This is a genomic window from Proteiniclasticum sp., assembly GCF_032054185.1.
Taxonomy (GTDB): Bacteria; Bacillota; Clostridia; order Clostridiales; family Clostridiaceae; genus Proteiniclasticum.
The window spans coordinates 87,802-110,206 of record NZ_DAMBTF010000003.1; the positions used below are offsets into that span (position 1 = coordinate 87,802).

25 protein-coding genes are annotated in these 22,405 nt (G+C 42.5%); 23 read left to right on the top strand and 2 right to left on the bottom strand.

All coding sequences use genetic code 11. The features are described 5' to 3' along the window. Nucleotides 1–211 precede the first annotated feature (211 nt). Complete coding sequence (locus tag RTX25_RS02430) at nucleotides 212–703, top strand: CarD family transcriptional regulator (RefSeq protein ID WP_312650035.1); 492 nt, start codon at nucleotides 212–214, stop codon at nucleotides 701–703. Nucleotides 704–809: 106 nt separating this feature from the next. On the opposite strand, the gene RTX25_RS02435 is transcribed toward RTX25_RS02430, so the two are convergent. Both RTX25_RS02435 and RTX25_RS02440 read right to left on the bottom strand, forming a co-directional pair. After that, on the bottom strand, nucleotides 810–1,688 hold the full coding sequence (locus RTX25_RS02435) for an SDR family oxidoreductase (protein ID WP_312650037.1): 879 nt from the start codon (nucleotides 1,686–1,688) through the stop codon (nucleotides 810–812). Between the two features lie 135 nt (nucleotides 1,689–1,823). Further along, nucleotides 1,824–3,017 (bottom strand): nucleotidyltransferase, encoded by a 1,194-nt coding sequence (locus tag RTX25_RS02440; RefSeq protein ID WP_312650039.1) that lies wholly within the window; start codon nucleotides 3,015–3,017, stop codon nucleotides 1,824–1,826. 129 nt (nucleotides 3,018–3,146) lie between these two features. Between RTX25_RS02440 and pta the strand changes: the two genes are divergently transcribed. From pta to dprA, 22 genes are all read left to right on the top strand, one after another. After that, the gene (gene pta, locus RTX25_RS02445) at nucleotides 3,147–4,148 is read left to right on the top strand and encodes a phosphate acetyltransferase (protein WP_312650042.1); all 1,002 of its coding nucleotides are present in this window, start codon (nucleotides 3,147–3,149) and stop codon (nucleotides 4,146–4,148) included. A 30-nt stretch (nucleotides 4,149–4,178) separates the two neighbouring features. Further along, complete coding sequence (locus RTX25_RS02450) at nucleotides 4,179–5,372, top strand: acetate kinase (RefSeq protein WP_312650044.1); 1,194 nt, start codon at nucleotides 4,179–4,181, stop codon at nucleotides 5,370–5,372. A gap of 172 nt (nucleotides 5,373–5,544) precedes the next feature. Continuing rightward, on the top strand, nucleotides 5,545–6,261 hold the full coding sequence (locus tag RTX25_RS02455; RefSeq protein ID WP_312650046.1) for a DUF2087 domain-containing protein: 717 nt from the start codon (nucleotides 5,545–5,547) through the stop codon (nucleotides 6,259–6,261). 167 nt (nucleotides 6,262–6,428) lie between these two features. Beyond that, nucleotides 6,429–6,926, top strand: a complete 498-nt coding sequence (locus RTX25_RS02460; RefSeq protein ID WP_312650049.1) for a DUF177 domain-containing protein — start codon at nucleotides 6,429–6,431, stop codon at nucleotides 6,924–6,926. Nucleotides 6,927–6,928: 2 nt separating this feature from the next. Then, nucleotides 6,929–7,114: a 50S ribosomal protein L32 gene (gene rpmF, locus RTX25_RS02465; protein ID WP_312650052.1), complete on the top strand. Its 186-nt coding sequence runs from the start codon at nucleotides 6,929–6,931 to the stop codon at nucleotides 7,112–7,114. A 208-nt stretch (nucleotides 7,115–7,322) separates the two neighbouring features. Next, complete coding sequence (plsX, locus tag RTX25_RS02470; protein WP_312650054.1) at nucleotides 7,323–8,309, top strand: phosphate acyltransferase PlsX; 987 nt, start codon at nucleotides 7,323–7,325, stop codon at nucleotides 8,307–8,309. Nucleotides 8,310–8,377: 68 nt separating this feature from the next. Then, a complete protein-coding gene (acpP, locus tag RTX25_RS02475) occupies nucleotides 8,378–8,611 on the top strand; it encodes an acyl carrier protein (RefSeq protein WP_312650055.1) in 234 nt (77 codons plus the stop codon). A gap of 134 nt (nucleotides 8,612–8,745) precedes the next feature. Then, a complete protein-coding gene (gene rnc, locus RTX25_RS02480) occupies nucleotides 8,746–9,435 on the top strand; it encodes a ribonuclease III (RefSeq protein ID WP_312650058.1) in 690 nt (229 codons plus the stop codon). Further along, entirely contained in the window at nucleotides 9,428–10,450 is a 1,023-nt protein-coding gene (locus RTX25_RS02485) for a radical SAM protein (protein WP_312650061.1), read from the top strand. The genes rnc and RTX25_RS02485 overlap by 8 nt, the downstream gene beginning before the upstream one ends. Next, nucleotides 10,450–14,016 carry a chromosome segregation protein SMC gene (smc, locus tag RTX25_RS02490; RefSeq protein ID WP_312650063.1) on the top strand — a complete coding sequence of 1,189 codons (3,567 nt, stop codon included), beginning with the start codon at nucleotides 10,450–10,452 and terminating at the stop codon, nucleotides 14,014–14,016. The genes RTX25_RS02485 and smc overlap by 1 nt, the downstream gene beginning before the upstream one ends. Further along, the gene (ftsY, locus tag RTX25_RS02495) at nucleotides 14,009–14,914 is read left to right on the top strand and encodes a signal recognition particle-docking protein FtsY (protein ID WP_312650066.1); all 906 of its coding nucleotides are present in this window, start codon (nucleotides 14,009–14,011) and stop codon (nucleotides 14,912–14,914) included. The genes smc and ftsY overlap by 8 nt, the downstream gene beginning before the upstream one ends. Before the next feature lie 106 nt (nucleotides 14,915–15,020). Next, nucleotides 15,021–15,338 (top strand): putative DNA-binding protein, encoded by a 318-nt coding sequence (locus RTX25_RS02500; protein ID WP_312650069.1) that lies wholly within the window; start codon nucleotides 15,021–15,023, stop codon nucleotides 15,336–15,338. Between the two features lie 11 nt (nucleotides 15,339–15,349). Continuing rightward, nucleotides 15,350–16,693, top strand: a complete 1,344-nt coding sequence (gene ffh / locus RTX25_RS02505; RefSeq protein WP_312650072.1) for a signal recognition particle protein — start codon at nucleotides 15,350–15,352, stop codon at nucleotides 16,691–16,693. Nucleotides 16,694–16,718: 25 nt separating this feature from the next. Next, nucleotides 16,719–16,964: a 30S ribosomal protein S16 gene (gene rpsP, locus RTX25_RS02510; RefSeq protein WP_312650074.1), complete on the top strand. Its 246-nt coding sequence runs from the start codon at nucleotides 16,719–16,721 to the stop codon at nucleotides 16,962–16,964. Nucleotides 16,965–16,978: 14 nt separating this feature from the next. Further along, the gene (locus RTX25_RS02515) at nucleotides 16,979–17,206 is read left to right on the top strand and encodes a KH domain-containing protein (protein WP_312650076.1); all 228 of its coding nucleotides are present in this window, start codon (nucleotides 16,979–16,981) and stop codon (nucleotides 17,204–17,206) included. Between the two features lie 83 nt (nucleotides 17,207–17,289). Beyond that, nucleotides 17,290–17,787, top strand: coding sequence for a ribosome maturation factor RimM (rimM, locus tag RTX25_RS02520; RefSeq protein WP_312650078.1), 498 nt, complete (start codon nucleotides 17,290–17,292; stop codon nucleotides 17,785–17,787). Further along, nucleotides 17,777–18,508, top strand: coding sequence for a tRNA (guanosine(37)-N1)-methyltransferase TrmD (gene trmD, locus RTX25_RS02525; protein WP_312650080.1), 732 nt, complete (start codon nucleotides 17,777–17,779; stop codon nucleotides 18,506–18,508). Before rimM ends, trmD begins: the two co-directional genes overlap by 11 nt. A gap of 119 nt (nucleotides 18,509–18,627) precedes the next feature. After that, complete coding sequence (gene rplS / locus RTX25_RS02530) at nucleotides 18,628–18,975, top strand: 50S ribosomal protein L19 (RefSeq protein ID WP_312650081.1); 348 nt, start codon at nucleotides 18,628–18,630, stop codon at nucleotides 18,973–18,975. A gap of 141 nt (nucleotides 18,976–19,116) precedes the next feature. Beyond that, on the top strand, nucleotides 19,117–19,626 hold the full coding sequence (locus RTX25_RS02535) for a GNAT family N-acetyltransferase (RefSeq protein WP_312650083.1): 510 nt from the start codon (nucleotides 19,117–19,119) through the stop codon (nucleotides 19,624–19,626). Nucleotides 19,627–19,668: 42 nt separating this feature from the next. Further along, on the top strand, nucleotides 19,669–20,523 hold the full coding sequence (ylqF, locus tag RTX25_RS02540; RefSeq protein WP_312650260.1) for a ribosome biogenesis GTPase YlqF: 855 nt from the start codon (nucleotides 19,669–19,671) through the stop codon (nucleotides 20,521–20,523). Beyond that, complete coding sequence (locus tag RTX25_RS02545; protein ID WP_312650086.1) at nucleotides 20,516–21,331, top strand: ribonuclease HII; 816 nt, start codon at nucleotides 20,516–20,518, stop codon at nucleotides 21,329–21,331. The genes ylqF and RTX25_RS02545 overlap by 8 nt, the downstream gene beginning before the upstream one ends. A gap of 83 nt (nucleotides 21,332–21,414) precedes the next feature. Then, nucleotides 21,415–22,380: a DNA-processing protein DprA gene (dprA, locus tag RTX25_RS02550; protein WP_312650088.1), complete on the top strand. Its 966-nt coding sequence runs from the start codon at nucleotides 21,415–21,417 to the stop codon at nucleotides 22,378–22,380. The last annotated feature ends 25 nt before the right edge of the window (nucleotides 22,381–22,405 follow it).

A 22,405-nucleotide genomic window follows, 5' to 3' on the forward strand; every position in this document is an offset into this window, starting at 1 on the left:
AGCGGAAAATATAAAACTTCATTTTTGTCCGATAATTTGATATAATAATATTATTGAGAGATAACACTAAAATAGAAAATATATTTATAATAACAATTCGATTGGTGAATGATATAAAAAACTGGTCCACTCTGATCTCTTGAGAAGCACTTTGTTTCGTGGATGGTGATATGGTCTGAAGCCTGATGTTTCGTTCAAGGAGGTAATATTAATGTTCGAAATCAACGATTATGTCATGTATGGTCTAACTGGAGCATGTAAAGTAACGGATATCCGAAGTGATGATGAAGGTACAAACAGGGAGCGCAAGTATTATATTTTGAGCCCGATAAAAGAGACTGAATCAATCATCATGATTCCCATCATGAATAAAGAGCTCAGAATGAGAAAAGTGATTTCAAAAGAAACCGCAGAAGCACTTCTTAAGCAGCTGGAACAGAAAAATCTTGATTGGATAGATGACAGCAAAGAACGTAACAGGGAGTACGCGGAACTGCTGAAGTCAGGAGATTCGGAAATCTGGCTTAAGCTCATCAAAATTCTCGCCGATGAGAAACGAGAAAAATACAAGGAAGGGAAGAAGCTTTCTTCAAGTGATGAAGCGATATACAAATCAGCACTGAACCTTGTGAGCGGCGAATTTTCCGTAGCCCTTGATATGAAATGTGATGAAGTCATTCCGTACATCACACAGTATCTTTAATTAGTAATCTGACAGAAACAGCACCGGATTTTTATTGATGAAAATCCGGTGCTGTTTCGAGCTCATAAAGAAAACGGAGCAGATCCGCTGCCCCGTCCAGATATTTTTATCCGTTGATGATATCCCCACCGTTGATATGAAGTGTCTGTCCAGTCATATAGGTGGATCCGTCGGATGCAAGGAATACATAGGCTTCAGCCAGTTCAACAGGCTGTCCCGGTCTGCCCATGGGTACATCCTTACCGAAGTTCTTAACATCATCACCGCTGAAGGTAGAGGGGATAAGCGGTGTCCAGATGGGGCCTGGGGAGACCTGATTGACTCGGATCCTCTTCTCTGCAAGATTAAGTGCAAGGGATCGGGTAAAGGAACTGATTGCACCTTTAGTTGAGGAGTAGTCAAGAAGTACAGGATTACCTCGGAAGGATGTGACGGATGTGGTATTGATGATTGACGCATCTTCTTTAAGGTGAGGCAGCGCAGTTCTGATCAGATAGAACATGGAAAAAATATTGGTCCTGAATGTCCGTTCAAGCTGATCATCTGTAATATCCAGGAGGGATTCCTGAGGGTGCTGCTCTGCAGCGTTGTTTACGATGATGTCGATTCTACCGAACTCCTTCATCGTCTTCTCGATGATTTCTTCAGAAAACCTGCTTTCGCCCAGATCTCCGTTCATCAGTATGCATTTTCCGCCGTATGATTCGATGATTTCCTGTGTTTTCTCTGCATCGTCATTTGAGTCATAATACACGATCACAACTTTTGCACCCTCTTTAGCATAGGCCACAGAGACCGCTCTTCCGATACCGCTGTCTCCACCAGTGACGATGGCGACTTTGTCCTTAAGCCTGCCATAACCTCTATGGGTGGTATTATCATATATAGGCTGAGGATCCATCTGGGATTCGTCATCACTTTTCTGATCCTGTTCCTTAATATCCTCATCTCGTGGCATATCTTTATCTCTTAATTCATCTTTCATGTGTTTATCCTCCTTTGGATTGATGCATGTTATAGAACACAAAATGTTCTTGTTAAATAATATAGTCGGAACTTGTGAAGTGTTGGTTGACATGTCTTTAAGAAATTGTAAAAGCGTCCACTTCTGGACGCTTCTTTATCGGTTTCTATAACCTTTAAAATCCCATCTGGGATCAAAGGCGTGATTCTTGAGTGCGTATATTCTGGATGCTTTCTGATCGATTTTCTGAAACTCGTCAGTTCTTTTTCCGAAGTTGTGTACAACCTCGATTTCCCTGTCTTTTCTTAGGAAAGACAGAATCTCTCTGCCTCTATCATTTAATGCGAGGATTTTTACGGTCTCGGGAGTCTTTCTTCTTAGAATCTCGATGGGTTCCCGATCAAATGAGAGAAGAAACTGCATAAGAATTCTTGAGATCCGTGTTCTTGCATACCTTTTTGTTTTGATGGCATCAATGAAAGTCTCTACATCATCCTCCATAAGAGAGGACAGATTGGATATGATGCGGTGATTAAGCCCTTCACTGGCTTCCAGGATATTGTTAAGTGAATCCTCTTCGGCAATCAGGCGGTAAAGCAGCAGATCTTTGAAATCCTCCTGAGTCATGAAGGGATACTTGTCTTTTTTCAGCTGTTCAATATATACACTGATTTCCTGAGGGATGTAGTTTTTTATGGCACCGTCATTCAGGATAGTCTGTCTCAATGCAGTGGCAGAAGCAAATTCTTCTTCAATAAGTTCAAGATCGTGGTATCCTTTCCCTTTTCTCTTCAGGGTAAAGGGGACGATGCTGGAATCTGTCCGGATCAGGGCTTTAAGATATTCGATGCCTAGTATATTGTTCGGACTCTGGATGAAATCCACATCTAAATGTGGATAAAGTCTTGCCAGTGCATAGTTTCTGGCTTTTGCATAGGAATGCCCTTCAGACAGTTCTTTTCTGAGGAGCTCCCGGAATTCTTCAGGTTCCGCAGCCAGAATTTCTGCAACCGACTGGAGCGTATTGAGTTCACCTTCTTCAGAGCCGAATGAGAGCATGTCTACTCCATTTAGCGCATTGAGTATCCTTATGGAACCTTCCGCGAAAAATTCCGCGGAAGACAGGGCGTATACAGCAGGCAGCTCAAGAACAAGATCTGCACCACCAAGTATGGCCATTTCTGCTCTTCGGTATTTATCGACAATTGCGGGAAGTCCGCGTTGAACAAAATTACCGGACATCAGTGCAATAACATGAGTTGCATTACCCTCTTCCCTTGTCATCCTGATCTGATATTCATGCCCTTTGTGAAATGGATTATATTCTGATATGATGGCTGCTATTTTCATATGTGAATCTCCTAAGTGTATTTCTATTTCATTTTATCTCTTTCGACTTGAAAAGGACAGTCGTAAAGATGTATTATATTATAAGGTATGTTGTTAAAAAAGATATTTTATAGTTGAAAGGAGAATATTATGGATTTTGTATCCAAGATGAAGGAGCTTGCAAAAAGTGACCTAAAAAAGATAGTGCTTCCTGAAGGTAATGAGGAAAGAAATCTTAAAGCGGCTCAGATTATTCATGCGGAAAAAATTGCAGAAGTGATTCTTGTCGGAAACAGAAATGAAATCGAGACCAATGCTGAAAAGTTTGGTGTGAACATTGAAGGAATTACCATAGAAGATCCTTCCACTTCAGAGAGAACTAAAGGCTATGCTGAAGGACTATATGAACTAAGAAAAAAGAAGGGCGTTACACAGACCATGGCTGATAATATCGTCCAGGATCCCATGTATTTCGCTACGATGATGGTGAAAAATGATGACGCACATGGTATGGTTTCCGGAGCTGTTCATACTACCGGAGATCTTTTAAGACCAGGTCTTCAGATCATCAAGACTGCACCTGGAATCAGTGTTGTATCTTCATTCTTTATTATGCTTCTTAAAGACAGGAGTTTCGGGGAGGATGGACAGATGCTTTTTGCAGACTGTGCAGTCAATCCGAATCCGAATGCAGATGAACTTGCTGCTATTGCAATCGCAACTGCAGAATCAGCTCAGAATCTGATGAAGTTTGAACCTAAGGTAGCTATGCTTTCATTCTCATCCTATGGCAGTGCAAAGCATGAACTGGTCAGTAAGGTTGTGGAAGCAACGAAGAAAGCTCAGGAATTAAGACCTGATCTGTCCATTGATGGAGAGCTCCAGCTGGATGCGGCAATTGTCGAGTCAGTAGGAAAGAAGAAGGCAGCGGCTTCACCTGTCGCAGGAAAGGCTAACGTTCTCGTTTTCCCTGATCTTCAGGCAGGAAACATAGGCTATAAACTGGTGGAAAGACTTGCTGGTGCAGATGCCATAGGACCGATCTGTCAGGGATTTGCTAAGCCGATCAATGACCTGTCCAGAGGATGCAGTGTTGAAGACATCGTGAATGTGGTGGCGATCACCGCTGTTCAGGCACAAAACAGTAAATAAAATTAGATAATAAAGGATGGATTTGGATTAATGAAAATTTTAGTAATCAATTGCGGTAGTTCTTCTCTGAAATACCAACTTATTGATATGTCAACAGAAAGCTCACTGTCCACGGGATTAGTTGAGAGAATAGGTATTGAAGGATCAAAGCTTACTCAGAAAGTTGAAGGTAGAGAGAAGTACGTTCTTACTACTCCAATGAAGGATCACAAGGATGCCATTGCTCATGTCATCGAGACTCTTATGGACGATGTACAGGGCGTGATCAGATCTTCTGATGAGATCGAAGCTGTAGGGCACAGAGTCGTTCACGGTGGGGAGAAGTATTCCACATCAGTCATCATCACAGATGAAGTCATGAAAGATCTGGAAGAGTTTTCAGTTCTTGCACCGCTGCACAATCCACCGAACATTATTGGAATCAATGCATGTATGGAGCTGATGCCTGGCACAAAAATGGTTGCAGTATTTGATACCGCTTTCCATCAGACAATGCCTGAAAAAGCATTCCTTTATGGTCTGCCATATGAGCTTTACAAGGAAAATCATATCAGAAAGTACGGTTTCCATGGCACAAGCCATAAGTATGTATCATTCAGAGCTGCAGAGATACTTGAAAAAGACATCAAGGATCTTAAACTCATCACCTGTCATCTTGGGAACGGAGCTTCTGTGACTGCGGTAAATGGTGGTATTTCCTTAGACACATCTATGGGATTCACACCGCTAGAAGGTCTTATCATGGGTACAAGATGCGGAGACATCGACCCTGCGATCATTCCATACCTTATGGAAGTCAAGGGATACAGCTATGATGAAGTGAACAACATCATGAACAAGAAATCCGGTGTCTTAGGACTGTCCGGCGTTTCATCAGACTTCAGAGATATCGAAGATGCTGCAGCAGAAGGTAACGAAAGAGCGAAACTTGCTCTTGATGTATTCCACTATAGAGTGAAAAAGTACATCGGCGACTATATGGCAGTACTTAACGGCGTGGATGCGATTATCTTTACCGCGGGTCTTGGTGAAAATGCGGTTGAAACAAGAGAAGAGATCGTGAAGGATCTTGAATGGTTCGGCATTGAACTTGATACCGAAAGAAACAAGGTAAGAGGACAGGAAAGAATCATCTCAAAAGAAGGATCAAAGGTCAAGATCATTGTAATTCCTACTAACGAGGAACTCATGATTGCCAGAGATACGATGACTCTAGTTAAATAATGGAAATTTATGCCTGTTACGGTCATCAGATCGTAACAGGTTTTTCTTGCATTTCTGATCATGGATGAAGGAATAATTTGATATTCCGACTAGTATATTGGTAAATACTACTGTATGATGTTTATCATAGAACAAACATAAGGGTGATCTGTTTGTTAATTGGGAGGTTGTTATGATGGGTGAAGGTCATGGATATCCAGATTTTATGGCAGAAAGTTTTGAAGATGAATGGAATTACATCTGTGCTTACTGCGGTGAATTTTTTGAAAAGGGACGGATCTATCCGTTTGAGGATAAGTTATATTCCGCCGAATGGATGTTGAGAAATCATCTGAAGAGTCATGATAGGGTCACTGAGATTCTGAAACTCCCACGGAGCGCAACGGGGCTTACAGAAGTGCAAGAAACACTGATTCCTCTGATCAGTCAGGGAATGAAGGACAATGAAATTGCGGATATTCTGAAAATCGCTCCGAGTACAGTGAGAAATCACAGATTCAGATTAAGAGAAAAAGAGAAGCAGGCAAGACTGTTTGTAAGACTTATGGAAGCCCTTGGCGATCCGGACGAAAAATCCGTTCCACCACATAATGGTGCGAAGATGCTTGATGATCGCTATCATATCAGCTCAGAAGAGGAAGACAAAGTGATCATGGCGCATATGACAGAAGAAGGGGCCATTAAAGTGTTCCCCTCAAAAGAGAAGAAAAAGATAGTGGTTTTGAGAAAAATTTCAGAAAATTTCAAGATGGGTACCCAGTACTCAGAGAAAGAAGTGAATAGAATTCTTGCAAGGATCTATGGCGATCATGTTCTTTTAAGAAGATATCTTATCGAATACGGGTTTCTTGACCGAACAAGAAATGGGTCTATTTACATCAGAAGGTAAGAAGTGTATACTTAATGAGTCATATGATGAAATAAAGGATTTGAAGGATGGGGCAGAAAACCCTTGACTTTTGAAATTTGCCTTTATATAATTATATGTGTTTGCTTGAGAAGTATAACTCGACATAAGCAGCATCTGCGTTTCTGCAGATGAACAGGAGAATTAAGATGGAAATAATACTACAGGATTCAAGTGTAAAATCCATAATCAAGGATGTTGATTTTGCCTACCACAAAGAGAATCTTGTTTATAACAATGAGACCATAAAGATTCTGAAGCCCATCCAGGTTAATGGTAAAGTTGTAGTGAGTCAGGGAATTGCAGATGTTAAGCTATCTGTAAAGACCAGAATGCTGCATACCTGTTCCAGATGTCTTGAACAGTTTGAGCGAGATCTGGACCTTATAGTGGATGAGAAGGTTTCTAAAAATGAACAGGAAGACGAGAATGTCATCACCTTAGAGGAAGGAGATGTTCTCGATATAAGAGATGTTGTAATCAATAACATCTATTTAGCATTACCTTTAAAAATACTCTGTAAAGAGGATTGTAAAGGTCTTTGTCAGGACTGCGGTTCAAATCTCAACAATGGTCCATGCGACTGTAAGTTTGAAGAGATTGATCCCAGGTTCTCAGCCCTCAAAGACATGTTTAAGGAGGTGTAATAATGGGAAATCCAGCAAGAAAGTTTTCAAAAGGTAGAAGAGATAGAAGAAGAGCCTCAACATTCAAAGTAGGTGCACCTGGAATTGTTGAATGTCCACAGTGTCATGAAATGAAACTTGGTCACAGAATCTGCAAGCATTGCGGATATTACAACGGCAAGGAAGTTGTAACAACTGAAGTTGAATAGGAAAGTCGATGACTTTCCTTTTTTTTACCCGTTTTCTCCATCAGTGGAGAAGGCGGGTTTTCTTATGCAGGGCGAAATTTTAAATCTTTCTTAAGAGAAGGAAGATATGATTATCCTTATGTATTATAATAGTATGATAGAAACGTTATGAGAAAAGGAATATATTATTAATCCTTTCGGACGAACGGAACTTTGGGAGGTATGTCTTGTGAGAATTGCCTTAGATGGAATGGGTGGAGATTCTGCTCCGGCGGAAGCGGTACATGGTGCTGTTCTGGCGGTAAAGGAATACGGGGTGGATGTGACCATAACCGGTCCTAAGGAAATCATCCAGAAAGAACTGGATCAGTATGATTATGATAAGAATAAAATCGATATTCTAGATGCGAGAGAGGTCATCTCACTGAATGAATCACCTGTAATGGGCATAAGAAGAAAAAAAGATTCATCTCTTAGACGTGCAATGGATCTCGTCAAGGAAGGAAAAGCGGATGCTGTCGTATCAGGCGGATCCACAGGAGCCATTCTGGCAGGAGGGCTTCTTGTAGTCGGCAGAATCAAAGGTGTTGACCGTGCTGCACTTGGTGCGCTGATGCCGGGTAAAAACGGCCAGTTTATGGTGATTGATCTTGGGGCTAATGCTGATGTGAAACCTCAGAATCTGGTTGAATTTGCGAAGATGGGAACTGTCTATTTCGAAGCGCTTAAGGGCTACGAAAAACCAAAAGTAGGCCTCATCAACATCGGCGAAGAGGAAGAGAAGGGCAATGAACTGACAAAAGCGGCTTATGCACTTCTGAAAGAAGAGAAGGGCATCAATTTTGTGGGGAATGTCGAGCCTCGAGAAATCACAGACGGTGATGTACAGATTCTTGTATGCGACGGGTTTACCGGAAATGTCGTACTGAAAATGTATGAAGGGGTCGTCAAGAATCTGATGTCCATGATTAAAGAAGCGATGATGAGCACCACAAAAGGCAAAATCGGAGGGCTTCTTGTTAAGCCGAGCCTCAAAGAATTTATGATGAAGAATGATTATAAGGAAGAGGGCGGAGCATGTCTTCTTGGCGTAGACGGAATCGTCGTAAAAGCCCATGGAACGTCAGATGCAAGGGCTTTCAAGAATGCCATCAGGCAGGGAAAGAATTTTTATGACAGAAATTATCTTGAACATTTCAAAGAAAATCTGAAATAAAAAATATTTTACTGTTGCATAAGATAGCCATTTCTAATATTATACAAATGATGGAGGTGAATTCGATTATGATTTTTGAAAAATTGCAGGCAATTATTGTAGACAAGCTTAGTGTAGATGCTGATGAAGTAACTCTAGACTCTACTTTTGAGGATCTTGGTGCTGACTCCCTTGATATCGTGGAAATCGTCATGGCTCTTGAAGAAGAGTTTGACATAGAGATTTCTGATGATGAAGCTGAGCAGGCTAAGAGCGTTGGAGATGTAGTTAATTATCTTTCAACAGTAGTAGGCGAGGAATAATAAGAGATGTCCCGTATGAAAGGCTATGCCTATATACGGGACTTTGTTTTTTTTGTATAATAAAGTGGATTATAAGTTTATTCGTGAGGCTAAATGGTAGCTTGACGAATGAACTTCTAGAAAAGGAGTTTAAGATGGAATTTGAAAACAGGATCGGGGTAATTTTTGAGGAAAAGAGACTTCTGGAAACAGCACTTACTCATTCCTCATATGCAAACCAGCATAAGAATATGGCCTATAATGAGAAACTGGAATTTCTCGGAGATGCAGTACTGCAGCTTGCCATAACAGAATATATCTTCAGAAGTTTTCCTGAAAAATCTGAAGGAGAGCTGACAAAGCTGCGAGCACTTATTGTATGTGAAGCATCACTGTACAATGTCGCTGTGAAATGGAATCTAGGTAAACATATCCGCATGAGTAAGGGAGAGGAGATTACGGGAGGCCGTGAGCGTGCCGCTCTTCTTGCGGATGGTGTTGAAGCGGTCATTGCAGCGGTATATCTTGATCGGGGAATGGATGCCGCAAAGGAATTTGTCGTCAGGAACTTCCTTGAGATCATCGATATGGCCAATAAAAATGAGATTGTTCTGGACTACAAGACCAGTCTTCAGGAGATCCTTCAGGAAAATGGTGAAATTGAAATCAAGTACGAGCTGATCAAGTATGAAGGACCGCCTCACCGACGTAAATTTTATTCCAAGGTGGTTATAGACGACATCACCATGGGTAAAGGTGAAGGGTTCTCCAAAAAAGAATCCGAGCAGCTCGCGGCAAAGGATGCGCTGGAAAAATATGTGAGAGTTGAGGAAACCCATGACTAGACACATCATCATACCCATATTCATTCCCCATGTAGGCTGTCCCCATGACTGCATATTCTGCAATCAGGCGAAAATAACGGGTCAGCTTCGCGAGGATTATGAAAAGATTACCGGGAAGTCTGTCCAGGAAACCATAGAGAAGTATCTTGAAACCATAGACAGGAAACATACTGCTGTCGAGGTTTCTTTTTTCGGAGGGACATTTACTGCAATCAGTCTGATCAAGCAGAAGGAACTTCTTGGTGCGGCAAAATCGGCCAAGGAAAAGGGCCTGATTGATAAAATCAGGCTTTCTACAAGACCCGACTACATTACTCTGCCCATCATGAATCACCTGAAAAGCTATAACGTCGATGTGGTTGAACTTGGTGTTCAGTCCATGGATGATGAGGTGCTTCGTCTTGCTAAAAGAGGTTATCAGAAAGGTGCAGTTGAAATGGCATCGAAACTGATTAAAAGTTTCGGAATGGTTCTGTGTCATCAGCTGATGATCGGATTGCCTGGTGATTCGAAGGAGAAAGATATGATGTCTCTGGAAGAGAGCATCATGATGAAACCCGACCTAGCAAGAATCTATCCTGCTCTTGTCATTAAAGATACGGAAATGGAAGGGGACTTCAGAAACGGAAGCTATGTTCCATACAGTCTTGATGAAGCGGTTGAAATTGCAGGACTGATGATGAAGCGTTATCAGGAAGAAGGAATTCAGGTCATCCGAGTTGGACTTCAGCCTACTGAAGAAATCAGCGAGAATAATGACGTCGTAGCAGGACCGTTTCATCCTGCCTTCAGGGAACTGGCGGAAGCATTTCTGCTTTCTGAACGGATCAGGAAACTAAAGTCGGATAAAGTGAAAGTGAGGATCGGTGCTCAGGATCTATCCAAGCTTTATGCCGGTGGAAAAAGGTATTTCAGGCCAGTGAGCGAAATTAAAGAGATAGATGTAGAAGTGGTTCCCCAGAGGATTCCGGGAATTATGGAAGTTTATCCATGTGACGAGAGGGGTGTTTTGTAATGTATCTAAAATCCATAGAAATCAGAGGGTTTAAATCCTTTGCCGACAGAACGCTCCTGAATTTCAATAATGGAATTACTGGTGTTGTAGGACCGAACGGTTCAGGTAAATCAAATATTTCCGATGCGGTAAGATGGGTACTGGGTGAGCAGAAGGTAAAGTCACTGCGTGGCGGTAAGATGGAAGATGTCATTTTTTCCGGTACTGATTTCAGAAAGCCTCTTGGCTATGCTGAAGTTACCTTGCTTCTTGACAACAGTGAGAAGAAACTGCCTGTTCCCTATACGGATGTCAGTGTCACAAGAAAGCTGTTTCGTTCAGGTGAGAGTGAATACCTCATCAACAACACCTCCTGCCGTCTGAGAGACATCCAGGAGCTGTTTATGGACACCGGTATCGGTAAAGAAGGTTATTCGCTCATCGGACAAGGTAAGATTGAAGCCATATTAAGCGGTAAAATGGATGATCGACGTGCGCTCCTTGAGGAAGCTGCCGGAATCGTGAAATATAAGTCCAGAAAGGAAGAATCCGAAAAGAAACTGAATAATACTGAACAGAACCTTCTTCGCGTAAATGATATTCTGAAAACCTATGAAGAAAGAATAGGACCGCTGAAAAGAGAAAAAGAGAAGGCGGAAAAGTTTCTTGTACTGAGCAAGGAGCAAAGAGAAATTCTGATTTCTCTCATCCTTTCCGATCTGGAAGAATTCGAGAATGAAAAACTTTCACTTGATGAAAAGCTGAATCGGGTAAGTGAAAACTATCATGAGGTGGAAAGAAGAAGAGCAGAAGCAACGGCATCAAGAGATGAACTCGAACTTTCGATGGAAGAGAAGAAGCGGAAAGAAACTGAGCTGAAAGAAGCCTTCTATGTGAAGAGAGAGCAGAGTGAAGCTGCTTTAACCGAAATCCGAATGCTCTATCAGCTCATCGAAGAGAGAAAGAAGAGTCTTCTGAAAAATGAAAAATCTCTGGAGCTCACAACAGCAAGGCATATTGAAGAAGAGCAGAATTTAAGTGCACTCGCAGAAGAAATTCTTAAAGGGACCGATAGAATCTCTGAAGTGACTGAGTTTCTTGAAGAAAAGAGAAGAAGGCAGGAAGAACTTCAGGAAAGTCTGAAACTGAGTGAAAATGCTCAAAAAGGCCTTCGAGACGAAGAAGAGGACACTGAGCAGAAAATAAGGAATATCCGAGAACAGTCCAAATCAAGCTACAGCGACAGAGATACGTTAAAGGGCAGAATCGATAATACCGAGTCCATGGTGAGCAGCTACAAGGCTTCGCTGTCCATGAACGAGATGGCGAAGACTGCGACAGAAGAGGAGATTAAAGCGCTGAAAGATAAAATCAGTGATGAAGACCGGTCTCTGACCATGAGAAAAGAGAACAGTAAAGAGGTGCTTAATCGGCTCAGTGTGGTCGATTCCGCCATCAAGGATATTGATTATGAGCTTAGGGGTCAGGAGTCTCAGATGAAGCTTCTTCGAAATCTGGAGGAGCATTATGAAGGATACACAAGGTCAGTCAAATCCCTGATGACACATCTCAAAGAAGCCAGACATAAACTGAATGAAAAGGTCCATCTTGTTGGCGAAGTGATCAAACCACAGAAAGGATTTGAACTTGCTCTGGAAGTTGCCTTAGGGTCACAGGTGAACAACATCATTACCCCTACAGACAAAGATGCGAAAGAACTGATTGATCTTCTGAGGGCGAAATCTTATGGGCGGGCAACGTTCTATCCGATGAATGTCATCAAAGGCTACAAGGCTAAGGATCCCATGCTGAAGAGAGGGAATCTTCTTGGCAATCTCCTTGATCTGGTGAATTTTGAACAGAAGTATGAAGGTATCGCAGCGAATCTTCTTGGCCGTATTTTTGTTGCGAAAAATATGGATGAAGCGCTGATCAGTGCGAAAGAAATGGGCTATACCATGAGAATCGTTACACTGGAAGGTGACATCATCAATTCCGGCGGTTCCCTTACAGGAGGAAGCCTGTACAAAAAGTCATCCGGTATTTTCTCCCGTAAGAAAGATCTTGATGATCTGGATAAGAATTCAGCAGTATTAAGAGAAAAGAGACTTCATGAAGTCCGGAAAAAACAGGAAATCGAAAAGGAACTTCAGGAAAAAACCAGGGAAGAAAGAGAAAGCTCCTATCTCATCAATACACTCAATATGGAACTTGCCAAGCTCTCTGAGAGACAGCAGGGTTTTCAGAAAGATATGGATAGACTTCAAAAGATCATTCTTGATACTGAGCGCGATCTCTCTTCAAGACGGACTGAGCTGGAATCCCTGGATAAAATGATTGAAGACATGGAGCATAAAATCAGCGAGCTCATCGATCAGAAGGAAAAGAACAAGGATTACCTCAAAGGAATCAAGGACAGGAGGACAAGAGAATATCAGGAGTTCGATCAGCTTACTGCGTTTATCATGGATGAATCTGTAAAGGAAGGAAGACTTCTGGAAGCCCATGATGCAAAGAAACAGTCCATGGAGAGAACAAAAGCAAGTCTTTCCGGGCTGGTGCTCTCCATTTCTGAACTTGAGCAGGAAAGAGAAATACTTTCCGGTGAGATAAATGAGTCACAGGCTAAAATCGAAGAAATGAAAGAAACTGTTCTGATGCTTAAAGATGGTCTAAGCACAATGGAAAAAGAGCTCGATCTCATGTCCATGGACGAAGTCAAAGACAAGGCTTCACTTAAAGAGCAGGTCAATACCGTAAGAACACTGGATGAAGAGTTCTATGTGCTGGACAAGGAACTGTATAAAGTGAAGGATGCTGCTGAAAAACTGGAAAAAGAGAAGACGGTTCTTCTCAATAAGATCAATGACGAGCTGAACCTCACTTTGGCTGAGGCGAAAGAAGAACGGATTCCGATTCCTGATAAAGATGCATTCCGAAAAAGGCTCAATGAACTGAGGAGAATGATCACATCACTTGGTGTGGTCAATGTAGCGGCTATTGAGGAATTTAAAGAAGTATCCGAACACAGTGAATTCCTATCTGTTCAGAGAGATGACCTGGAAAAAGCTAAGCTTGAACTTAAGGAGCTTATTCTGGATATGACGCTCAGAATGAGAACGCTGTTTACGGAAAACTTCAAAGTGATGAACGAAAACTTCAATGATACCTTCAGAAGACTGTTTCAGGGTGGAACCGCAAGACTGATACTTGGAGAAGGGGATATTCTGGAAGCGCCGATTGAAATCAGTGTTCAGCCCCCGGGAAAGAAGCTGCAGAACATCACACTCATGAGTGGTGGAGAAAAAGTTCTCTCTGCCATTGCACTGACTTTTGCGATCCTCAGAATGAAACCTACACCGTTCTGTATCCTCGATGAGATTGAAGCGGCTCTTGATGATGCCAATGTCTACCGGTTTGCAGAGTTTCTGACGGAATTTGCACGTGATACACAGTTTATATTGATAACGCACAGAAAAGGAACCATGGAAGCTGCGGATGCGCTCTATGGCGTGACTATGGAAGAGAAGGGAATCTCCAAGATCGTCTCCATGGATCTGTCTGTGGCAAGGAGAGAAAATGGCTAATTTTTTTGAAAAACTAAAAAGCGGACTGGCGAAAACCAGAGACAATTTTACAGGCAAGATGAACGAGGTTCTGGGACTTGCCATGACCATTGATGATGATCTGTTTGATGAGCTTGAAGAGGTGCTTATATCCTCTGATATCGGATATGAAACATCCATGATTCTCATCGAACGGCTCAGGCATAAAATCAGGATGCAGAAAATAACCGAAGTGGAAAAAGTGTCTGTGGCGCTGAAAGAAGTCATTTCGGAGTTCATGGAAGATGTTGATAAGAACTTCAAAGTTGAAAAACCGACGATTATTCTGATCATAGGGGTAAATGGTGTGGGGAAGACCACATCCATCGGAAAACTTGCCTATAAATTCAGGAAAGAAGGCAGAAAAGTGATTCTTGCGGCTGCAGATACTTTCAGAGCAGCCGCCATCGACCAGTTGGATGTATGGGCAAAAAGAGCAGAAGTGGATATTGTAAAACATCAGGAAGGATCTGACCCGGCAGCAGTGGTCTTTGATGCTCTGGAAGCCTTCAAAGCCAGAAACGGGGAAGTTCTTCTTGTTGATACCGCAGGCAGACTGCACAACAAGAAAAATCTCATGAACGAGCTGGAGAAGATCAGAAGAGTCATCGACAGAGAATTCAGTGATGCCAATATCTATTCTCTTCTGGTTCTTGATGGTACAAGCGGACAGAATGCGGTGATACAGGCTCAGGAGTTTCAGAAGGTGGCAAAGCTTGACGGCATTATCCTGACGAAGCTGGACGGTACTGCAAAGGGCGGAGTGGTGCTTTCCATCAAAGAAACCCTTAAAATACCGGTGGTATATATCGGAGTCGGTGAAGGAATCGATGATCTGGAAGACTTTGATCCGAAGGCTTTTGCAGACGCATTCATCTAAAACGATGATGTGGAAGTTCATGTAAAAAATAATTCGGGCTGTCAGGTAAAAGTACTTGACAGCCCTTTTATTTTTGGGTAAACTAATGCATGTGGTAGGTGAGGTTATGGAGAACAGAATTGAAATATCCTTGTTGATGGATTTTTATGGGAAGCTTCTGACAGAAAAGCAGAGAAATATTTTAGATCAATACTATAATATGGACTACTCGCTGTCAGAAATAGCTGAGAATCAGAATACCAGCAGACAAGCCATTCATGACCTGATCAAAAGATGCTATAAGACGCTCAATGATTATGAAGATAAGCTTAGTCTTCTGAAGACTTCCATCAGGGAAGAAGAGATCAGAGAGAGAATTAAAGCACTTTTAATAGAGAAGAATTGTTACTGTAGTGAAATCGAAAAACTCCTGGAGGAGTTATAAGGAGGGATTACATGGCCTTCGACAGTTTAGCGGAAAGACTCCAGGAAGCTTTCAAGAAGCTTCGTGGAAAAGGAAAGCTGACAGAAAATGACATCAAAGAAGCCATGAGAGAAGTACGGCTAGCCCTTCTGGAAGCTGACGTTAATTTCAAAGTGGTCAAAAACTTTGTCAGGAAAGTCAGTGAAAAGGCTAATGGCAGTGAGGTCCTTGATAGCCTCACACCTGGACAGCAGGTGGTCAAGATCGTCAACGAAGAACTCACAGCACTGATGGGTGGCAGTGAAGCAAAGCTCAGCTTTGATTCATCAATCACTGCATTTATGCTGGTAGGACTTCAGGGTGCCGGTAAAACGACCATGGCAGGAAAACTTGCCTTGCATCTTCGAAAGAGGAACAGAAAGCCGCTTCTTGTAGCAGCAGACATATACAGACCTGCAGCCATCAAACAGCTGCAGATCGTTGGAAAACAGATTGACATTCCGGTATTTGCCATGGGCGACAAAGTAAGCCCTGTGGACATTGCCAAAGCATCCATGGAATTCGCCCGTAAAGAAGGCTGCGATGTGGTCATCATTGATACCGCAGGTAGACTTCATATCGACGAAACACTTATGGATGAACTGAAGAGCATCAAGTCCGCTGTTAAACCCAGGGAGACTCTGCTCGTCGTAGATGCCATGACCGGACAGGATGCTGTAAATGTTGCAGAGACTTTCAATCAGTCACTGGACGTTACAGGAGTGATCCTCACAAAGCTCGATGGTGATACTAGAGGTGGTGCAGCGCTTTCCATAAGGGAAGTGACCGGCAAGCCGATCAAGTTCTCCGGTGTGGGCGAAAAGATGAGCGATCTTGAAGTATTCCATCCTGAAAGAATGGCAAGCCGAATTCTGGGTATGGGCGATGTACTGTCTCTTATCGAGCAGGCACAGTCCTCCATAGATGAAAAAGAGGCCAGGGAACTGGGTTCGAAAATGCTCAGCAAAGAATTCAATTATGAAGACTATCTGAAAGCATTTGAACAGATGCAGAAACTTGGACCACTGAATAAAATTATGGAAATGATGCCTGGAATGAACAGCAAGGAAATGAAAGGAATCAATCTTGACGACAGCGAAAAGGAAATGGTGAAAACGAAAAGTATCATCCAGTCCATGACGAAAAAGGAAAGAAAGAATCCCAAATACCTTGAAAATGCATCCCGCAAGAAAAGAATTGCAAAAGGTGCAGGTGTTACGATTCAGGATGTCAATAAAGTCATCAAAGGCTTCGAAAACATGAAGAAGATGATGAAACAGATGGGAAATATGCAAAAAGGTTCAAAAAAAGGTTTATTTGGAAAAATGCCCTTTTAACAAGAATTCAGGAGGTGAAAGATAAATGGCAGTAAAAATTAGATTAACAAGAATGGGATCCAAGAAGGCACCTTTCTACAGACTGGTTGTTGCAGATTCAAAGAGCCCAAGAGACGGTAAGTTTATCGAGGAGATTGGTTACTATAATCCAGTAAGCATTCCAAAGGAAGTCAAGATAGACGCTGAAAAGGCTACAGAATGGTTAAACAAGGGAGCACAGCCTACAGAGGTTGTTGCTAGACTATTTGACAAGGCTGGAATCAAGAAGTAATCGGAGGGAATGATATGAAAGCATTAGTTGAGTTCATCGCTAAGGAATTAGTAGATCACCCCGAAGAAGTTTCCGTGAAGGAAGTAGACAATGATGGATCCATTACTCTCGAACTCAGTGTTCATGCAGAGGATATGGGGAAAGTCATAGGCAAACAGGGTAAGATTGCTAAAGCCATCAGAACTGTTGTCAAAGCCGCTTCCATGAAGGAAAACAAGAAAGTACATGTAGAAATAGTTTAATCGCTGTTTTTCCTTTAGCCTGCTTAGAAATAAGTGGGCTTTTCGAGTATTTGGATGAAGTAAGGTAAAATAAAGAGGTATATATGAAGAAATTTCTAACCATAGGAGAAATCACAAAACCCCATGGCATCAAGGGAGAGGTCAAAGTTTTCCCGTTAACGGATGATATTGCAAGGTTCAAAAGGCTGAAGAGGGTATTCATAGACGGTAAGGAAGTTCAGGTAGTCTATGTCACCGTTGGAAACGATCGAGCCATCATGAAACTTGAGGGCTGCGAGTCGGTTGAAGATGCCGAGAGATTCCGTAAGAAGACGATGGAAGTACCAAGAGAAGAAGCTGTAAAACTGGAAGAGGATGCCTATTTCATTGAAGATCTGAAGGACTGTACAGTTTTTGATGAAGAAGGCAAAGAGCTCGGCCAGATTTCGGAAGTGATCCAGACCGGAGCAAATGATGTATACTGGATCAAAAATCCTAAGGAGCTGCTTATCCCTGTAATCAGAGATGTAGTGCTTGATGTGGATATCGAAAAGGGAAGGATTGTCATTAAGCCCGTCAGGGAGTGGATGGATGAGGATTGATATACTCACGCTGTTTCCCGGAATGTTCGATCTTTTCAACGAGAGCATCATCGGCAGAGGCAAGGAAAAAGGACTGTTCGAGATCAATGCTGTAAATATAAGAGATTATTCCAAAGACAGACACAGAAAAGTGGATGATTATCCTTATGGCGGAGGCAGTGGTCTTGTAATGACTGTCCAGCCTGTTTCTGATGCCATCAGAGCACTGAAGGAAGTGAACAGAGGCCCTGTGATTTTCCTTGGCCCAAAAGGAAAGACATTCAATCAGGAGATCGCCCGTCAGTTGTCCGGAGAGGATCAGATCATCTTTCTCTGCGGGCACTATGAAGGAATCGATGAAAGAATCTACGATGAGATCGATTTGGAAATCTCACTTGGCGATTTTATCCTCACGGGTGGCGAAATGGCTGCAATACCCATCATCGACAGCATATTAAGACTTAAGGAAGGCGTTCTTGGAACTGACGACAGCTCCGTTGAAGAGAGTTTTTCGGAAAATCTTCTGGAATATCCTCAGTATACGAGACCTGACGAGTATGAAGGGAAGCGTGTACCGGATGTCCTTCTCTCCGGTCATCATGAAAACATCAGACAATGGAGAAGATATATGATGCTTACGACGACTATGGTAAGAAGACCTGATCTTTACAATAAACATACCTTATCCAAGGATGATCGGAAAATCCTGAAAAAGTTTTCCAAAGAAGAGAAAAATGATTAAATCCTACTTGTAATGGGAATAAACATTATGATAGAATATAGTTTGTGTTAGTACGGGCGGTCCACTGGGAAGTTCAACTTCTGTATGAACGTCAATTTATCTTTAGGAGGGAATACACAATGAACGAATTAATCAGAGCTATTGAAGCTGAGCAGCTGAGAGAGTCTGCACTACCAGAATTTAACGTAGGAGATACCGTAAAGGTACACGTTAGAATCAAAGAAGGCGACAAGGAAAGAATCCAGGTATTTGAAGGTGCCGTAATCAAGGTTCAGAACGGTGGAGTCAGAGAGACTTTCACAGTGAGAAGACTTGCATATGGTGTTGGAGTAGAGAGAACTTTCCCGGTAAATTCACCATCCGTAGACAAGCTTGAAGTTGTCAGAAAGGGTAGAGTAAGAAGAGCTAAACTATTCTACTTAAGAGACAGAGTCGGTAAGGCTGCAAAGGTTAAGAACGCTAGATAATATGGATAAAAAAGAGGCTTCGGTCTCTTTTTTGTTTTATTGCCGGAGCTGGCTTTTCATGATCGAAAACGAATTTAATGCTGAAATTCTCTTCCTTACGGTATAATAGAAAGAAGAAAGATACAAAGGGATGTATGCAAGATGGAAGAGCTGATACTTTTAAAACCTGACGAATCCATGGAAGATGAATTCCTTCAATTCAATCAGGAATGGGAAGAGCATATGGAAAAGATGGTACCCTATGCCGCAGATCTAAGGGGAATGTCTTTTGAAGACTGGCTGAAAGAGTCCAGACAGCTTGAACACGACGCACCCGATGGGATGGTCACCGCAAGCCTGTGGCTTCTCCTAAGAGAGAATAGAATACTTGGTGCCTTCGCCCTAAGGCATGAGCTGAATGATTACCTCATGAGTGTAGGTGGGCATATCGGCTACGGAATAAGACCTAGTGAACGGGGCAGAGGTCTGGCAGACATCATGCTGAAGAAAGCTCTTCTGATTGTCAAGGAAATGAACTATCAGAAAGTACTCGTCACCTGCAGTAAAAATAACATCCCCTCAGAAAAAACAATCATAAAAAATGGTGGAATCCTCGAAAATGAAATAGTATATGGTGAAGAAATCGTAGCAAGATACTGGATCCATTTATAATGAAGAAAAAGGAAGAGCCTAAAAGGAAGTGTTAATATGGATATGAAAATCAACTGGTTTCCGGGTCATATGGTCAAGACCAGAAGAGAAATTACAGATAATCTGAAGCTAGTGGATGCTGTCATCGAAATCAGAGATGCAAGAATCGTGGCATCCTCCAAGAACCCTGAAATCGAAAAAATACTGGGCAATAAACCTAGAATCATCCTACTCAATAAAGCGGATATGGCTGAAGACAGAGTCACCAGAAACTGGAAAAAGGTTCTGGAGAATGAAAATACCCTGGTTCTTGAAGTCAATTCTCTGACAGGGAAGGGTCTCAATGCAATCAAACCGACGCTGAACGAGCTGCTCAAAGACAAGCTGGCAAGAAACAGGGAAAGAGGTATCGTAAGCTACACCATTCGTGCAATGGTTGTCGGAATACCAAATGTCGGTAAGAGTTCATTCATCAACAGAATGGCCAAAAACTCAATCGCAAAAGTAGGGAACCGTCCGGGTGTCACAAAGAACAAGCAGTGGATCAAGACAAAGGATGGGATAGAGCTTCTGGATACCCCAGGAATACTATGGCCGAAATTTGAAGAAGAGACCTCGCTTAATCTTGCGTTTACAGGAGCCATAAAGGATGAAATTATGGATATTGAAACCCTTGCACTTAAGCTGATCGGTCGACTTTCCATTAATTATAAAGACAGGCTCATGGACAGATATAATCTGGAGAGCCTTTCTGAGGATCCTCTGGAGAATATGGACAATATTGCCCATAAAAGAGGTTGTATCTTTAAAGGAGGAGAAATCGACTATAAGCGTGTAGCTGTCATGATTCTTGATGAGTTCAGAAGCGCAAAGCTTGGAAAGATTTCTCTTGAATGGCCGGAGGCGAACCATGATTAGCCACATTCTGGATAAAAGTGTCACAGAAATCAGAACCTATATCAGAGACAATATGGCATCCATCGAGGAAGACAGAGAGAACTGTCTTAAGCTTCTCCGTATGGACAGGCGTAAATCGGTCAATTCGCTGGCAGACTATCTGGAATGTGAATATCTGAAAAGAGAAAAAGAAGTAAACAGAGTGAAAGTGCTGTATGACCATGACCTCTCCTTCGGGAAACTGGTCTGCGGTGTTGATGAAGTGGGCAGAGGACCGCTTGCGGGACCCATTGTAGGCGCGGCCGTGATTCTAAAGCCGGATTCCACTCTTTTGAATCTCATCCTTGGCATCAACGACTCCAAAAAACTGTCGAAGAAAAGACGGGAGGAGCTCGATCTTCTGATTAGAGAAAAGGCGCTTTCCTATGCCATCTACGAGATGAGCAATCTGGATATCGACAGACTTGGAATCTCCTACTGCAACCATGAGGTTTTCAGAGGTTCCATAAGAAGTCTTGATGTTAAGCCTGAACTTGTACTCTCTGACGGATATAAGGTTAAGAACTATGCGGGAGAGAATATTTCGCTGATCAAAGGAGACACACTTAGTGCGTCCATAGCCTGCGCTTCTATTATCGCCAAGGTTCATAGGGACAGACTGATGGAAAATCTCAGTGTTTATTATCCTGAGTACGGTTTCGACCATAACTCCGGTTATGCAAGTCAGGATCATATCGAAGCGCTGAAAAGAAATGGTGCGACTCCTGTACACCGAATGAGTTTTATACGAAATTTCATAGATCAGGAGAAATGCATGGGAAAACGGTAAGTATACTGTTTAACATTTAACCTCCATGGAATAATGATTCCAGGAAGAAATTCCAGGTTCATTATTCCATGGAGGTTTTATTTATGGACAAGGAAAGTTATAGACAGATCGATCGGGAGTTAAGGCTTATGGCAGCTCTGCACTCTGCAGACTACCGGAAATGCGTAAGAAGAATGGAGGATTCAGGTGGATCATACTCTGTGGAGGAGAAAGAAAGAATCAGAAGGCTGATTCGCTCAAACAGAAACTACGTGGTGATAGGAGACGAGAATTATCCGGAGAGACTTTATGACCTGCAGGGACCGCCTCTGATTCTTTTCTATGATGGAGATCTGCTGCTGCTTGACAGACCTTCAGCGGGAATTGTTGGATCCAGAAGATGCAGTGACTACGGTAGAAGAGCGACTTTTGAAATCGCATCCGCTCTGGCGAGAATCGGACTGGTCGTCATCAGCGGAGGGGCACGGGGAGTGGATTCAGCTGCCCACAGGGCAGTACTTAAGGAGAGCGGCAAAACGGTGTGTGTACTGGGCGCCGGGCTGGATGTGGTCTATCCTGAAGAGAATGGTGCTCTTTTTGAGGAAATCAGGCAGAGTGGGCTTTTGATTACAGAGTATCCTCGTGGATTTGGTCCGAAAAAATGGACATTTCCGATGAGGAATCGGATCATTGCCGGACTCTCAGACCAGATCATCGTCACTGAAGCTGCAGAAAAAAGCGGTTCGCTTCATACAGCTTCCTTCGGTGAGGAAATTAACCGGATCATACATGCGGTTCCGCACAGTATCTATTCCTCTGCTGGAAGAGGGAGTAATCAGCTGATCGAGCTTGGCGCTAAAATACTATATGCAAAAGAAAATCTGATCAGTGATTTTCTCTCTGAAGAGATGAATATTCTAGATTACCGAATCAGAGATCTGGGGCTAATGGAGCTCAATCCTGATTTCAGTGCACTGGAGAAAATTTTCGGACTGGAGAATGTCGAGCTTGACTGGATAAAGTCATTGTCGGATATTTTGGGGGAAGGCACCGGAGAATATTTCACATAAATACAGGTTAGCTAATCGACAAGCT

Coding starts and splice junctions, on each gene's coding strand:
- RTX25_RS02430 (WP_312650035.1), top strand. CDS start 212: ATGTTCGAAATCAACGATTATGTCATGTATGGTCTAACTGGAGCATGT.
- RTX25_RS02435 (WP_312650037.1), bottom strand. CDS start 1,688: ATGAAAGATGAATTAAGAGATAAAGATATGCCACGAGATGAGGATATT.
- RTX25_RS02440 (WP_312650039.1), bottom strand. CDS start 3,017: ATGAAAATAGCAGCCATCATATCAGAATATAATCCATTTCACAAAGGG.
- pta (WP_312650042.1), top strand. CDS start 3,147: ATGGATTTTGTATCCAAGATGAAGGAGCTTGCAAAAAGTGACCTAAAA.
- RTX25_RS02450 (WP_312650044.1), top strand. CDS start 4,179: ATGAAAATTTTAGTAATCAATTGCGGTAGTTCTTCTCTGAAATACCAA.
- RTX25_RS02455 (WP_312650046.1), top strand. CDS start 5,545: ATGATGGGTGAAGGTCATGGATATCCAGATTTTATGGCAGAAAGTTTT.
- RTX25_RS02460 (WP_312650049.1), top strand. CDS start 6,429: ATGGAAATAATACTACAGGATTCAAGTGTAAAATCCATAATCAAGGAT.
- rpmF (WP_312650052.1), top strand. CDS start 6,929: ATGGGAAATCCAGCAAGAAAGTTTTCAAAAGGTAGAAGAGATAGAAGA.
- acpP (WP_312650055.1), top strand. CDS start 8,378: ATGATTTTTGAAAAATTGCAGGCAATTATTGTAGACAAGCTTAGTGTA.
- rnc (WP_312650058.1), top strand. CDS start 8,746: ATGGAATTTGAAAACAGGATCGGGGTAATTTTTGAGGAAAAGAGACTT.
- RTX25_RS02485 (WP_312650061.1), top strand. CDS start 9,428: ATGACTAGACACATCATCATACCCATATTCATTCCCCATGTAGGCTGT.
- smc (WP_312650063.1), top strand. CDS start 10,450: ATGTATCTAAAATCCATAGAAATCAGAGGGTTTAAATCCTTTGCCGAC.
- ftsY (WP_312650066.1), top strand. CDS start 14,009: ATGGCTAATTTTTTTGAAAAACTAAAAAGCGGACTGGCGAAAACCAGA.
- RTX25_RS02500 (WP_312650069.1), top strand. CDS start 15,021: ATGGAGAACAGAATTGAAATATCCTTGTTGATGGATTTTTATGGGAAG.
- ffh (WP_312650072.1), top strand. CDS start 15,350: ATGGCCTTCGACAGTTTAGCGGAAAGACTCCAGGAAGCTTTCAAGAAG.
- rpsP (WP_312650074.1), top strand. CDS start 16,719: ATGGCAGTAAAAATTAGATTAACAAGAATGGGATCCAAGAAGGCACCT.
- RTX25_RS02515 (WP_312650076.1), top strand. CDS start 16,979: ATGAAAGCATTAGTTGAGTTCATCGCTAAGGAATTAGTAGATCACCCC.
- rimM (WP_312650078.1), top strand. CDS start 17,290: ATGAAGAAATTTCTAACCATAGGAGAAATCACAAAACCCCATGGCATC.
- trmD (WP_312650080.1), top strand. CDS start 17,777: ATGAGGATTGATATACTCACGCTGTTTCCCGGAATGTTCGATCTTTTC.
- rplS (WP_312650081.1), top strand. CDS start 18,628: ATGAACGAATTAATCAGAGCTATTGAAGCTGAGCAGCTGAGAGAGTCT.
- RTX25_RS02535 (WP_312650083.1), top strand. CDS start 19,117: ATGGAAGAGCTGATACTTTTAAAACCTGACGAATCCATGGAAGATGAA.
- ylqF (WP_312650260.1), top strand. CDS start 19,669: ATGAAAATCAACTGGTTTCCGGGTCATATGGTCAAGACCAGAAGAGAA.
- RTX25_RS02545 (WP_312650086.1), top strand. CDS start 20,516: ATGATTAGCCACATTCTGGATAAAAGTGTCACAGAAATCAGAACCTAT.
- dprA (WP_312650088.1), top strand. CDS start 21,415: ATGGACAAGGAAAGTTATAGACAGATCGATCGGGAGTTAAGGCTTATG.